The following is a 13,599-nucleotide window of genomic DNA, read 5'->3' as shown; positions in this document are numbered from 1 at the left end:
GTCGGATCACGCGATCCGCGCCTGGCTCTGCGGGTCGAAGAAGACCACCTTGTCGAGGTTGAATGCCAGTCTGGCGTTCTGGCCGGGCTGAATGCGGGCATCGGCACGCAGCCGCGCAACGACCTCCTTGCCGCCGAGCTTTGTCACCGCGAAGGTGTCTGACCCGGCCGGCTCGACGACGTCGATCAGGCAATCGCCCTCGGCAAGCATCCGCGCGTTGCGGTCGGCCCCGTCAGGATCGGTCAGCGCTTCCGGCCGGATGCCGAAGACGATTTGCCGACCGGCATGCGCCTGCAGCGCGTCGCGGCCCGGCGCGATCGGCAAGCGGATCGGCTCGCCGCTGGGGCGGGCGAGCGACACGGAGAGGCCCGCAGCACCCTGTTCGATGGTGCCGGACAAGAGGTTCATGGCCGGAGAGCCCATGAAGTCGGCGACGAACATGTTGGCGGGGTTGTTGTAGATCTCGGCCGGCGTGCCGAACTGCTGCACCTCGCCGTCCTTCATCACGGCGATCTTGGTCGCCAGCGTCATCGCCTCGATCTGGTCGTGCGTGACATAGACGATCGTCTTGCCGGTCGCCTGGTGCAGGCGCTTGATCTCGATGCGCATGTCGACGCGCAACTTGGCGTCGAGATTTGAGAGCGGCTCGTCGAACAGGAAGAGCTTGGGATCGCGCACCAGCGCGCGGCCCATGGCGACACGCTGTCGCTGGCCGCCGGAAAGCTGGCTCGGCTTGCGGTCCAGCAGATGGCCGATCTGCAGCACCTTGGCGACCTTGTCGATCGCGGCCTTGCGCTCGTCGGCCGGTACGCCGCGCATCTCCATGCCGAAGGAGATGTTTCCTGCAACCGTCATGTTGGGGTAGAGCGCGTAGCTCTGGAACACCATGGCGATGTCACGCTTGGATGGATGCAGGTCGGAGATGCTGCGGCCATCGACGCTGATATCGCCTTCCGTAATGGCTTCCAGCCCGGCGATGGTGTTGAGCAGCGTGGACTTGCCGCAGCCGGACGGGCCGACCAGCACCAGGAAGCCGCCCTTTTCCAGCTCAAGATCGATGCCCTTGAGGATTTCCAGTGCGCCGAAACGCTTTCTGAGGCCTGAGATTTCGAGAAAAGCCATGGGATTATCCTTTGACCGCGCCCGCCATCAGACCGCGAACGAAGTAGCGGCCGGCGAGGATGTAAACGAGAAGCGTGGGCATGGCGGCGATCATCGCGGCGGCCATGTTGACATTGTATTCGACCACACCGGTCGAGGTGTTGACGACGTTGTTCAGCGCCACCGTCATCGGCATGGACTCGCCGGTTCCCGCATAGGCGGATGCGAACAGGAAGTCGTTCCAGATGTTGGTGAACTGGTAGATGACAGTCACGACGATGATCGGCAGCGAGTTCGGCAACATGATGCGGCGGAAGATCTGGAAGAAGCTCGCGCCATCCACCTGTGCCGCGCGCACCAGTTCCGTCGGAAACGCCTCGTAGTAGTTGCGGAAGAACAGCGTGGTGAAGCCGAGACCGTAGACGACGTGGACGATGACGAGGTTGACCGTCGGATTGCCGAAGCCGAGCGACATGCCGATCTCGTTGGTGAGCGTGTTGCCGAACCGGCCGAGACTGCCGAGAATGGTCGCCATCGGCAGCAGCACAGACTGGAACGGAATGAAGCAGGCAAAGAGCATCAGCCCGAACACAAGCGTGTGGCCGGGGAAGCGCCACTTGGTGAGCACGTAGCCGTTCAGCGCGCCGAGGATGGTCGAGATCGCGACGGCGGGGACGACCATCTTGATCGAGTTCCAGAAGTAGCCCTTGATACCGGCGCAGGTGAGGCCGACACAGGCTTCGCCCCACGCCTTGAACCAGGCGTCGAACGACGGCGACTGCGGCAAGGCGAGCATGTTTCCGCCCTGGATCTCGTCCATCGTCTTGAACGAGGTGACCAGCATGACGAAGAGCGGCATCAGATAGATGATCGCGAAGATCGCCAGTATGCCGTAGATGAAGATGCGGTTGAACATCCGCATGCGTGCCATGCTGGAGGCATCCGATGTGACCGTGCTCATCGCGATTTCTCCCGCAGTTCCGAATAGAGATAGGGAATGATGATCGCGGAGATGGTCATCAGCATGATCACGGCGCTGGCCGAGCCGACGGCCATCTCGTTGCGCTTGAATGTGTATTCGTACATGAAGTTGGACGGCAGCCAGGCCGAGCCGCCGGGACCGCCCGAGGTCAGCGCGACCACGAGGTCGTAGGACTTGATCGCCATGTGCGCGAGCACGATGAAGGCGGAGAGGAAGACGGGCCTCAGAAGCGGGATGATGATGCGGCGATAGAGCTGCACCGTTGAGGCGCCATCGATCTGCGCCGCCTTCATGATCTCGCTGTCGATGCCGCGCAGCCCCGCCAGGAACATCGCCATGACGAAACCGGATGCCTGCCAGACGCCGGCGATGACCACGGTGTAGATGACGAAGTCCTTGTTCTTGATCCAGTCGAAGTGAAAGCTCGTCCAGCCGAAATTATGCAGCGTCTGTTCCAGCCCGAGGCCCGGATCGAGGAACCATTTCCAGGCGACGCCGGTCACGATGAAGGACAGCGCCATCGGATAGAGGAAGATCGGCCGCAGGATGCCCTCGCCGCGGATCTTCTGGTCGAGCAGGATGGCGAGCAGCAGCCCGAGCCCCAGGCAGATCGCGATATAGAGAAAGCCGAAGATCCCCATGTTGGTGATCGATGTGTACCAGGACGACGGCGGGTCGCTCTCGAAGGTCCAGCGCCAGAGCCGTTGATAGGCGCGAGGCCCGGTCAGCGCGTAGGACGGAAAGGTCTTGGAATTGGTGAAGGACAGATAGACCGTCCAGAGGATGAAGCCGTAGACGAAGACCAGCGTGATGGCGAAGCTCGGCGCAAGCACGATTTTCGGCAACGCGTCCTGCAGCCAGCCGCGCATGGAAAACGTCGTTCCGCGCCGCGCCGCGACTTCTGGTTTGGTGGTAGCGATAGTGCTCATAACATTCATCCCCCTCCCAAGGGTGACGTTGGCAGTCGATATCTTCCCCGCCATGTGAGGCGGGGAAGACCATGATTGGAGCCGATTACTTGGCGTCGTCGATCGCCTTCACGAGTTCCTCGACGGCCTGGTCGGAGGTCTTGATCTGGCCGTGAACGAACTTCGAGACGACGTCCTTGTAGGCGTTGGCAACGGCCGGAGGCGCGCCATAGCCCTGTGCCAGCGAGCCGAACAGCGTGCCGCCTTCGTTGGCTGCCTTCAGGTCGGCGATGCCCTTCTTGCCGCAGGCGTCGAAGTCGGTGTCCGGCACGTCCGTACGGGCGGGAACCGAACCCTTGACGACGTTGAACGCCGACTGGAAGCTCTTCGACAGCGTGGCCGTTGCAAGTGCCACTTGAGCGGCCTTGCGATCGTCGGGCACGTTGAACATGCCGAACATGTCGGAGTTGTAGATCACGCTGCCGTCGGTGCCGGGGAAGCGGTAGCAAAGGAAGTCGGTGTCGGGCTTCTTCTTGGCGGCGACGAATTCGCCCTTGGCCCAGTCACCCATGACCTGCACCAGCGCATCACCCTTGATGACCATGGCGGTCGCAAGGTTCCAGTCACGGCCGGAGAAGTTCGGATCGACATACTTGATCAGCGTGGCAAGGTTGTCGAAGGACTTCTTCATCGTGTCGGACTTCAGCGACTCCCCGTCGAGTTCGTTGAAGGCCTTCTTGTAGAACTCCGGTCCACCGGTCGACAGCACGACGCTGTCGAACATGGTGGCTTCCTGCCAGTTCTGTCCGCCGAGCGCGAGCGGTGTCACACCTGCGGCCTTTGCCTTGTCGAGCAGGGCAATCAGGTCCTCGAAGGTCTTCGGCTGCGTGCCGCCGATCTTGTCCATCACGGCCTTGTTGATCCACAGCCAGTTGACGGAGTGAACGTTCACCGGTGCCGCGACCCACTTGCCGTCATAGACGGAGAACTTCTGCAGCGCTTCCGGGACCGACTTGTCCCAGCCTTCCTTCTTCGCCGTTTCGGTGAGATCGCCCATCACACCGGCTTGCGCATAGTCGAGAACGGTGTAGCCGAGCATCTGCGAAGCCGTCGGATAGGTCCCGGCCGCCACCATCGCCTTCAGCGCGGTCATCGCGGCGTCGCCACCACCACCGGCGACGGGCACGTCTTTCCACGCGTAGCCTTCCTTCGCCAGGTCGCCCTTCAGCACGTTGAGCGCGGCGGCTTCGCCACCCGACGTCCACCAATGCAGCATCTGCACTTCCTTGACATCGGCAGCGCGCGCCAAACCGCCCACAGCACCAACCGCCAATGCGACCAAGGCGGTCGCCGTTAGAAATCTGCGCATTTGAAAACCTCCCGTTTTCAAGTTCGCGAAACGAGACCCATTCTCGTTCCGTATCCCCCGCCCTCCTCGAGCGTGGTTTCTGCAGACCGGCTCCCCGCCGGCTGTCAGGTCCTGGGCATCCACCAGTTAGTGCGGCTGCCGATATGCATGTTGAGCGTCTTCGTCTCGGTGTAATCCTCCACCGCATGGCGACCGAGTTCGCGTCCGAGGCCGGACTGCTTGTATCCCCCGAACGGCAGCTCCGATGCGCCGTCCATGAACGTGTTCATCCAGACGGTTCCCGCGCGTATTCTACGCCCGATCGTCAGGCATGTATCGAAATCCTTGCTCCAGACGCCGGCCGAGAGGCCGTAATCGATGGAGTTGGCGATCTCGATCGCTTCCTCAGCGGTGTCGAACGTGAGGACGGAAAGAACGGGTCCGAACACCTCCTCGCGCGCGACCGTCATCCCTGGCGTCACCTGGGAGAGAATGGTCGGCGCCATGAACTGACCCATACCAAGATCCAGCGCACCACCGCCATGGGCGACTTCGGCGCCGGCGCTCTTTGCCGCCGCGACGTAGCCGGCGATCTTGTCGAAATGCTGCGGCGTGATGATCGCGCCGACCTGCGTGGTCGGGTCGAGGGGGTCGCCGACCTTCACATGCTTGGCGAGCGCCGCAACGCGCGCCACCACATCGCTCGCGATGGACTTGTGCAGGATCAGCCGCGAGCCTGCATTGCAGCATTCGCCGGCGTTGAAATAGGCGCCGAACACGGCCGCGTCGATGAAGGCGTCGAGGTCCGCATCCGGGAAAACGATCTGCGGGTTCTTGCCGCCGAGCTCCAGCGAGACCTTCTTCAGTGTCTGCGCCGCATTGGTCATCGTCAGCTTACCAACGCCGGTCGAGCCGGTGAATGAAACCATGTCGACGTCGGGGTGAGCCGTCATGATCGCACCGACTTCGGCGCCCGTGCCGGTCACTATGTTGACGACGCCATCGGGAACACCGGCTTCCTGCAGAATTTCACCAAGCACGATCGTCGAGCCCGAAGTCAGTTCCGAGGGCTTGACGACGCAGGTGCAGCCCGCCGCGAGCGCGAAGGGCAGCTTCTGGCCGACGATCAGGAATGGGAAATTCCACGGCGTGATGATCGAGACGACACCGATCGCCTCGCGCAGCACGACACCGAGTGTGCCGTCGCCGAGCGTGTTGTAGCTTTCGCCATGCAGGTCGCGGGCAAGAGCGGCGGCATAGCGCCAGATATCGACCGATCCTGCGATCTCGCCCTTAACCTGGCTGATCGGCTTGCCGGCCTCGATCGCATCGAGATAGGCAAGCTCATCGGCCCTGGCGGCGATGAGATCGGCGGCCTTGAGCAGGATCGCGGAGCGCTCGGATGCCGTCATGCGCGGCCACGGCCCGGTGTCGAACGCCTTGCGGGCGGCGGCAATCGCGCGCAAGGCGTCCGCTTTGCTTCCGGCCTGGAAGCGGCTGACGACGACGCCGTGGCTCGGCGCGACACGCTCGATCGGAGCGGCATTGCCGGAGATCCACTTGCCGTCGATCAGCATCTTGAAGTCGCGAACCGTCTGATTGGCAAGCGCCTTCGGGGTGACCAGTACCGTCATTACCATTCTCCCTTGAACTGTGCCGGGCGTTTCTCGCTGAATGCGGTAACGCCTTCCTTGAGGTCGCCGGTCTTGGCGACCAGGATTGAGCCGAGCGCCTCAACCGCTGTGCCGTTGTCCTCGCCATTGGCCGACGCGATCATCAGCTTGGTGATCTCGAGTGCCGCCGGTCCACGCGTCGCGACGCGGCTGGCATAGTCTCGTGCCGCATCGACAGCGGTGCCGGTAGCCACGACCATATCGACCATGCCGAACTGGCGGGCTTCCTCGGCGGTGAAGATCTCGCCGCCCAGCGCCATGCGGCGGACGATCTGCGCGCCGAACCGCTTGACGAGACGCTGCGTGCCCGACCAGCCGGGGATCATGCCGAGGCCCGTTTCCGGAAGGCCGATCTTGATCTGCTCTTCGGCGATCCTGATATCGGCAAGGCCTGCCAGTTCCAGCCCACCGCCGAGCGCATGACCGTTCAGCGCCGCGATCAGGGGAACGCGAAGCGTGGCGAGCCGCTCGAAGACACGATGGCCGTAGCGAACCCAGGCATGCCCAAACTCCTGCGGCGCCATGTGCCCCCAGGCCTTGATGTCTCCGCCTGCCGAGAAGGCCTTGCCTTCGCCGGTAAGGATGGCGACATGCACATCCGGATTGGCTTCCACCGCGTCGGCTGCTTCCGACAGAGCCTTCAGCATGTCGAGGTCGAGCGCATTCAGCTTCTCGGGCCGCGATACGGTTATGATGGCGAGGGAGCCGTCGATATCGACGCGCACGGTTCCGCTACTCATGGAAGGTGCCCTCCAGAACGCGGGCGCTTTTCACCGGCAGCGATAATCCGATCGGCTCTTCCGCAAACAGCCTGGCGTCCATCACCTTGAGGTCCTTGGCGACCAAGAGCGGGAATTCCGATTGGTCGAGAATATGGGTCTGCAGGTCGATCCCGGGTGCGATTTCGCTGAGCAAGATCCCGTCAGGGGTGAGCTTCATCACGCAACGTTCGGTCACGTAAGTGATGTCCTGCCCCTGTTCGATCGCCCGGCGGCCGGAGAAGGTCACGTGCTCGACCTCGTTGACCAACTTCTTCAGCTTGCCTTCCTTCTCGATAACAAGCTTGCCATCGGCGATGCCGAGCTTGGCGCCGGCATTGAACATGCCGGAGAAGACAATCTTGCGGGCGCGTGCGGTGATATCGACGAAGCCGCCGGCTCCAGCCGTCACATGCGGGCGGAAGGAGAGCTTGGAGACGTTGACCGAGCCATCCCGGCCGATCTCCAGGAAGGACAACAGCGACGCATCGAAACCGCCACCCTGGAAATAGGTGAACTGGTAGGGCGATGGCATGTAGGCATCGGCGTTCGAGGCGCAGCCGAAGGCGAAGTCGAGCAGCGGCACGCCGCCGACCGCGCCCTGCTCGATCACCCAGGTAACCGCCCCATGCTGTCCCTCTTCCATCAGGATGCGCGGAACATTCGCCGAGATGCCGAAGCCGAGGTTGACGCAGCTGTTGGCCTGAAGCTCCTGCGCGACGCGACGCGCGATCACCTTCTGGATGTTGAATTCGGGCACGCGGAACGTATCGAGCGGGCGGAAGATCTCGCCCGAAATCGCTGGGTCGTAGAGCGTTTGCGTCGTCTGCTTCTGTTCGGGATCGACGATGACGTAGTCCACCAGCATGCCCGGCACGCGCACATCGTGCGGTTTCAGCGAACCCTGCTTGGTGATGCGCTTGACCTGCGCGATGACGATGCCGCCATTGTTGCGCGCCGCGAGCGCTTGGTCGAGCCCGCCCAGATAGGCTCCTTCGTGCTCATAGGTCAGGTTGCCGTGCTCGTCGGCGGTCGTCGCCCTGACGATCGTGACATCGGGCGTGATCGCCGGGAAATAGAGCCAGTCGTCGCCCTCGAAGGAGACGCGCTTGACCACGGGCGTTTCCTGAGCGGCGGCGTTCATCGCGCAGCCCTGACGCTTCGGGTCCACGAACGTATCCATCCCCACCTTCGTCAGAACGCCGGGCCGCTTGGCGGCAGCCTCGCGGTGCATGTCGAACATCACACCGGAGGGAATGTTGTAGGCCGGAATTTCGTTGCCTGATATCATCCGCCAGATCAGGGGCGGCTCGGCGGTCGACGGGCCGGAAGGGTAGGAGCCACCGATGATCCGCTTCAGGAGACCCTTGCGCGCGATGTGGTCGATGCCCTTGATACCGCTCATGTCGCCGGCGGCGATCGGGTGCAGCGTGGTGATGTCGCGCGGATGACCGGTGGCCTCGAAGCGCTCGCCGATCGCTTTCAGCATCAGATCTGGGCAGCCGAGACCACTGGACGAGGAAACCGAAACGACAGCGCCATCGGGGATCAGGTCAGCGGCTTGCGATGGGGTGATGTGCTTGCTCATCTCTCACAGTCCTGTTTTGACCGGCACCGCGGCGCCCGTGCGCGCGGCTTGTGCAACCGCGAGACCCGTCGCCAGCGACCAGATGCCATCCTTGGCCGTTGCGGATGGCTTGCCATTGCCGGCGACGGCGGCGTGAAAGGCGGTGAGCGCGGTCTCGTAGAGATTGCCGCCGCTAACCGGCAGCGACTGCTCGCCTTCGGCGGTCCGCAAGGTCACGGTGCCGTCAGGCCGCTGGGTCATGACGTTGCGGCCGATCAGCGAGCCCTCGGTGCCATGCACCTCGAAACCGGTCTCGGCGTATTTCGTGGTGAAGCCGTCGTGGAACTGCGCGATGATATCGTCCTCGAAGCGCATGACGCCCATGACGGCGTCCTCCAGGCCTTCCTTGCCCATGCCGCCGGCTTGCGAAAACGCGATGACCTCGACCGGGTTGCGTCCGAGCACGTAGCGTAGCGTGTCAGTGTCATGCACGGTGATGTCGAGAATGACACCACCGCCGGCCTGCGGCTTGTCGAGCCGCCAGCCCTGCAGACGCGGCGGCAGGTAGACGGCATGAAACACGCGCGCCGAGAGCGGTTTTCCGATCTTGCCGGCCGCGATCGCATCACGCATCGCCGTATGGGTCGAGGCATTGCGCAGGTGGTGGTTGGTGGCGAGAACGACGCCCGCCTCATCGGCGGCCTTCGCCATCGCGTGGGCATCATTGAGAGAGAGAGCCAGCGGCTTTTCGCAGAGGATGTGCTTGCCGGCGCGTGCCGCGGCGATCGCCTGGGCGCAGTGCAACTCATTGGTGGTCGAGATATAGACGGCATCGATCTGCGGATCGGAGACAAGAGCGTCGAGATCGGAGACATGCTTGCCTATGTTATTCTCGGCGGCATAGGAGCGGGCGCGCTCCGGGCTGGTGCTCATGACGGAGACGACTTCGCCGCCAGTGGCGCGAATTGCTCCGATCACCCATTCGCGCGCGATCGTGCTCGCGCCGATGAGACCCCAACGAACCGTCATGCCATTTTCCTCCCAAGCTTGTTCATCGCCGCGCCGCAGCTTTCGCGCACGATCAGGCGCACGGAACTGACAACGGATTCGGCCTCCGGCTTCCCGGCGTTGATCTGCTTCAGCAGCATCTGTGCTGCGCGTTGGCCGATGCCTTGCGGATCAACCGAGATAGTGGTCAGCGCCGGCACCGTGGTCTTCGCCTCGATCACATCGTCGAAGCCGACGACGGCGAAGTCCTTGCCGGGCTCGATGCGGCGTGCCCTCAGCCCGTCGCAAACACCGAAGGCAACAGCGTCGTTGAAGCAGACGGCCGCCGTCGGTGGCTCGGGCATCGCCATGGCGCGGGCAAGCGCACCGACGCCACCGGCGCGCGAGGGCGCGGAAGACACGACCAGCTCGTCTTGGAAGCCGGTGCCGGTTTTCGACATGGCGTCGCGGTAACCGCTCAGGCGCTCGTCGAAGACGGCGGTGTCGGGGAAGCCGCCCACGAAGGCGATACGGCTGTGGCCCAGTGCCGCAAGGTGTTCGACTGCGGCAAAGGTGCCGGCATGATTGTCGGAGACCAGCGACGAGACCTTGGCGCCGGGTATGTTGCGAACGACGAGCACGACAGGAATGCCGGCAACCACCAGCGGCTTCAGGTCTGTCGCTTCGGTGCCGCGCGCCGGTGAGATGATCAGGCCGGACACGCCGTGTTCGCGCATCGACGCTATGACTTCACGCTGGCGATCGATGCTCTCGCTGGTGTTGGACAGGAACTGCACGAAGCCGGCCGACTGCACCACCGTATCGACTCCCACGGCGAGTTCGGCGAAGAAGCTGTTCGTCAGGTCGTTGACGACGATACCGATGATCTTTGAGCGCGCATTCGCCTGGCGCAGGTTCGCCGCGCCGCGATTATACACGTAGCCCAATTCCCGCATCACGGCGTTGACCTTCGTGCGAGTGCTCTCATTCACCAGGGGCGAGGCTTGCAGCACCAGCGAGACTGTCGACTTGGAAACGCCGGCAGCCTTGGCGATGTCGATGACGGTGACCCGTCCCTTGCCCATGAAAGTCCTCCCTTGGTCTGTGCCAATTTTCACTGTTAATAATTGGAACGTTCCAACTTTGTCAAGCGGAGTCGGTCGGCGGAGGACGATGTCCGTGGACGAACTTGCCGAAAGTATTAGCTGCAGTGCAAAATAATATCGAAAAACAATGAATATCATCGTTCGCGCATCGGCAAGAGTGAGATGTTGCGGGCAGCTTTCAGGGCCAAAAACATGCTTGCAATTTGGAACGATCCAAATTATTGCATTGGCCTCGTCTTGAGGAGGACCCCATGAGCTTGACTTTGAATCTGCCTGAAGCCGACGGCGCCGTGAGTGAATACCGCATGGTCGGAACCCCGATCGAGCGCCCGTCCAAACCACCGGTATTCAATCGGATTGCCTATGCGGCGGCCCACGTCGTCTCCGATCCGCGCCGGGATCTGGATCCCTGGGGCAAGCCTGCGATCGATTGGGATACGACGATTGCCTTCAGGCGTCATCTTTGGAGCCTGGGCTTCAAGATCGCCGAAGCCATGGACACCTCGCAGCGCGGGATGGGGCTCGATTGGGCGGGCGCGCAGGAACTTATTCGCCGTTCGCTGGAAGAGGCGCGCCATGTCGAAGGTGCGGATCTCGCCTGTGGCGCCGGCACGGACCATCTCGCGGCTGCCGATGCACGCTCGCTGGATGATGTCATCAAGGCCTATGAGACGCAGATCGAATTCGTGGAAAAGCATGGTGGCCGCGCCATCATGATGGCGAGCCGCGCGCTTGCCCGCGTCGCTAAATCGCCTGACGATTACATCAAGGTCTATAGCCGCATTCTCTCGCAGGCGAAGGACAAGGTTGTGCTGCACTGGCTGGGCGACATGTTCGATCCCAACCTTGCCGGTTACTGGGGAAACGCCGAGTTCGAGCCGGCGCTGGAATGCGCATTGGCGATCATCAAGGAGAACCGGGAGAAGGTCGAGGGGATCAAGATCTCATTGCTCGACAACGCCAAGGAAGTGCAGCTTCGCGACCGACTTCCCGAGGGCGTGATGTGCTTCACCGGTGACGATTTCAACTACGCGGAATTGATAGAGGGCGATGGCAAGCGCTACAGCCATGCGCTTCTCGGCATTTTCGACGCCGTGGCGCCGTCCGCCTCGAAGGCGCTCGCGTCGCTGGCTGCGGGAGACACCACGACGTTCCGATCCGTCATCGAGCCGACGGTGCCGCTGTCGCGCAAGATCTTCGAGGCGCCGACGCAGTATTACAAGGCGGGAGTGGTCTTCCTGGCCTGGCTGAACGGTCACCAGAGCCATTTCAGCCTGCCCGCCGGCATGCAGTCGGCGCGCGGAATCAATCACTACGCGGATATCTTCCGCCTTGCCGACAAGGCAAACGTGCTCGACCGGCCGGAGCTGGCAACCGAGCGCATGAAGAACTTCGTCGGTGTCTTCGGCGTGCGGTAAGCCAGGCGGCTGGTTCGACAATATCCGCTATCAACCAATAAAAGGACCGGTGTGGGGTGACGCCGGTCCTTCCGAACACTAGGCCGCAGCGAAGGGAACGGCCACGAAGGTCTTGTTGCCGCCTCGCTGCACGAGGAGCAGTACCGACTTCTTTGCGGTCTTTGCTGCATCCGCCACAGCGTTCTTAGCTTCACTCGCGTCACGAACGGTCTTGTCGTTCACCGACAGGATGACGTCACCTGTCTGCAGGCCGGCCTTTTCGGCGGGTTTGTCCGGCGCGACATTGGCGACAACGGCGCCTTCCACCTTTTGCGACAGACCAAGCCGCGCGCGAATGTCGGGGGTGAGGTCGGCCAGGGCTACGCCGATCCTGGGTCCGCTCTGCGCCTGCTTTTCGCTGCCGCTGGCGCTAGCGAGCTGCTGTCCGTCATCGCCTCCGCCGATCGCGACCTTCAACTCGACGCTCTTGCCGTCGCGCCAGACGGTGACGGTCTGCTTGTCGCCGGGCGACAGGTCGGCCACGAGACGCGAGAGATCCTTCGGCGATGCGACGCTATCGCTTCCGACATTGATGACCACGTCGCCAGCCTTGAGGCCGGCCTTGGCCGCGGGAGAGCCTTCGGTGACATCGGCCACGAGTGCGCCTTGCGGTTTCGCAAGGCCGATCGCGTCGGCGACATCCTGGTTAACGCCCTGGATCTGGACGCCGAGATAGCCGTGCTCGATGGAGCCGTTCTTCTGCAGCTTGGCGACGATCGTCCTGGCTTGATCGGACGGGATCGCGAAGCCGACGCCAACGCTGCCGCCGTTCGGCGAGTAGATGGCGGTGTTGATGCCGACGACACGACCGTCGCGATCGACGAGCGGGCCGCCCGAATTGCCGTGGTTGATCGGCGCGTCGATCTGGATGAAATCGTCGTAGGGGCCGCTGTTCAGATCCCTTCCGCGCGCCGAGACGATGCCCGCCGTCACGGTGGTGCCGATGCCGAACGGGTTGCCGATCGCAAGAATCTGGTCGCCTAACTTGAGCTTGCCGGAATCGCCCCAGGCGATCGTCGGCAGCGTCTTGTTGGCCTCTATCTTCACCACGGCCAGATCGGCCTTGGCGTCGGCGCCGATCAGCTTGCCCGGTAATTCCGTGCCGTCGTCGAGCGTAACCTTGATGTCGGTGGCATTCGCGATGACGTGGTTGTTGGTGACGATATAGCCATCGGGGCTGACGATGAAGCCTGAGCCGAGGGCCTGCGCGCGTTCGCCGGACCGCGGTGCCTGACGCGGGGCGGGGATGCCCTGCTGTTCGAAGAACTGCTTGAATTGCTCCTGCATCTCGGAATTGTCGGTGCGGCTGTCCGCGCTGGTCGCCTGCGTCGTCGTGACGATGGTCACGACCGCCGGCTTGTCGGCGTCGACGATATCGGCGAATGAACCGCTGCCGTTGGGCGAGGTGGCGACCGCCGCCGGCGACGCAACGGCCGACGACGTTTCGAAGGCATAGGGAAGCGAAGCGGCGCCAACTATGATGGCCGCGCCGAGCAGGGCTGCTGACCGGCGGCGATTGAGGATATTCGACATGATGTCCGTCCTGTGGATGTGTTGCTCGATCGCGTGATGGCTTAACCAGAAGCAAACGCGTGAAATACATATCTTCCGGACGAGATGTATTTTCAAATTAAATATAAATTAGGAAATGGTTACGTTTAATTCATTTATTACAACAATTTAATGCTCGTAATAAAGTATAGTTGGCGGCG

Annotated in this window: 11 protein-coding genes; 1 reads left to right on the top strand and 10 read right to left on the bottom strand. The window is 62.6% G+C overall.

Annotated elements, in window-relative coordinates:
• Positions 1–6: 6 nt before the first annotated feature.
• The 9 genes from GGQ67_RS01790 to GGQ67_RS01750 form a co-directional block, all read right to left on the bottom strand.
• The gene (locus GGQ67_RS01790) at positions 7–1,122 is read right to left on the bottom strand and encodes an ABC transporter ATP-binding protein (protein WP_183898459.1); all 1,116 of its coding nucleotides are present in this window, start codon (positions 1,120–1,122) and stop codon (positions 7–9) included.
• 4 nt (positions 1,123–1,126) lie between these two features.
• Entirely contained in the window at positions 1,127–2,062 is a 936-nt protein-coding gene (locus GGQ67_RS01785; protein WP_183898458.1) for a carbohydrate ABC transporter permease, read from the bottom strand.
• A complete protein-coding gene (locus GGQ67_RS01780) occupies positions 2,059–3,012 on the bottom strand; it encodes a carbohydrate ABC transporter permease (RefSeq protein ID WP_183898457.1) in 954 nt (317 codons plus the stop codon). Before GGQ67_RS01780 ends, GGQ67_RS01785 begins: the two co-directional genes overlap by 4 nt.
• 85 nt (positions 3,013–3,097) lie before the next feature.
• Positions 3,098–4,360: an ABC transporter substrate-binding protein gene (locus GGQ67_RS01775; RefSeq protein WP_183898456.1), complete on the bottom strand. Its 1,263-nt coding sequence runs from the start codon at positions 4,358–4,360 to the stop codon at positions 3,098–3,100.
• Positions 4,361–4,464: 104 nt separating this feature from the next.
• On the bottom strand, positions 4,465–5,979 hold the full coding sequence (locus GGQ67_RS01770; RefSeq protein ID WP_183898455.1) for an aldehyde dehydrogenase family protein: 1,515 nt from the start codon (positions 5,977–5,979) through the stop codon (positions 4,465–4,467).
• On the bottom strand, positions 5,973–6,752 hold the full coding sequence (locus GGQ67_RS01765; protein ID WP_183898454.1) for an enoyl-CoA hydratase/isomerase family protein: 780 nt from the start codon (positions 6,750–6,752) through the stop codon (positions 5,973–5,975). Before GGQ67_RS01765 ends, GGQ67_RS01770 begins: the two co-directional genes overlap by 7 nt.
• Complete coding sequence (locus GGQ67_RS01760; RefSeq protein ID WP_183898453.1) at positions 6,745–8,358, bottom strand: acyl CoA:acetate/3-ketoacid CoA transferase; 1,614 nt, start codon at positions 8,356–8,358, stop codon at positions 6,745–6,747. Before GGQ67_RS01760 ends, GGQ67_RS01765 begins: the two co-directional genes overlap by 8 nt.
• A gap of 3 nt (positions 8,359–8,361) precedes the next feature.
• Positions 8,362–9,366 (bottom strand): Gfo/Idh/MocA family protein, encoded by a 1,005-nt coding sequence (locus tag GGQ67_RS01755; RefSeq protein ID WP_183898452.1) that lies wholly within the window; start codon positions 9,364–9,366, stop codon positions 8,362–8,364.
• Complete coding sequence (locus tag GGQ67_RS01750) at positions 9,363–10,409, bottom strand: LacI family DNA-binding transcriptional regulator (RefSeq protein ID WP_183898451.1); 1,047 nt, start codon at positions 10,407–10,409, stop codon at positions 9,363–9,365. The genes GGQ67_RS01755 and GGQ67_RS01750 overlap by 4 nt, the downstream gene beginning before the upstream one ends.
• 272 nt (positions 10,410–10,681) lie before the next feature.
• Here GGQ67_RS01750 and GGQ67_RS01745 point away from each other — a divergent pair, with 272 nt between their 5' ends.
• Positions 10,682–11,848, top strand: a complete 1,167-nt coding sequence (locus GGQ67_RS01745) for a dihydrodipicolinate synthase family protein (RefSeq protein WP_183898450.1) — start codon at positions 10,682–10,684, stop codon at positions 11,846–11,848.
• A 78-nt stretch (positions 11,849–11,926) separates the two neighbouring features.
• Here the strand turns inward: GGQ67_RS01745 and GGQ67_RS01740 are convergent, their stop codons facing one another.
• A complete protein-coding gene (locus tag GGQ67_RS01740) occupies positions 11,927–13,420 on the bottom strand; it encodes a DegQ family serine endoprotease (protein ID WP_183898449.1) in 1,494 nt (497 codons plus the stop codon).
• Positions 13,421–13,599 lie beyond the last annotated feature (179 nt).

It is taken from the genome of Rhizobium metallidurans, assembly GCF_014196505.1.
Taxonomy (GTDB): Bacteria; Pseudomonadota; Alphaproteobacteria; order Rhizobiales; family Rhizobiaceae; genus Rhizobium; species Rhizobium metallidurans.
This window is presented reverse-complemented; position numbering and strand designations above follow the sequence as displayed.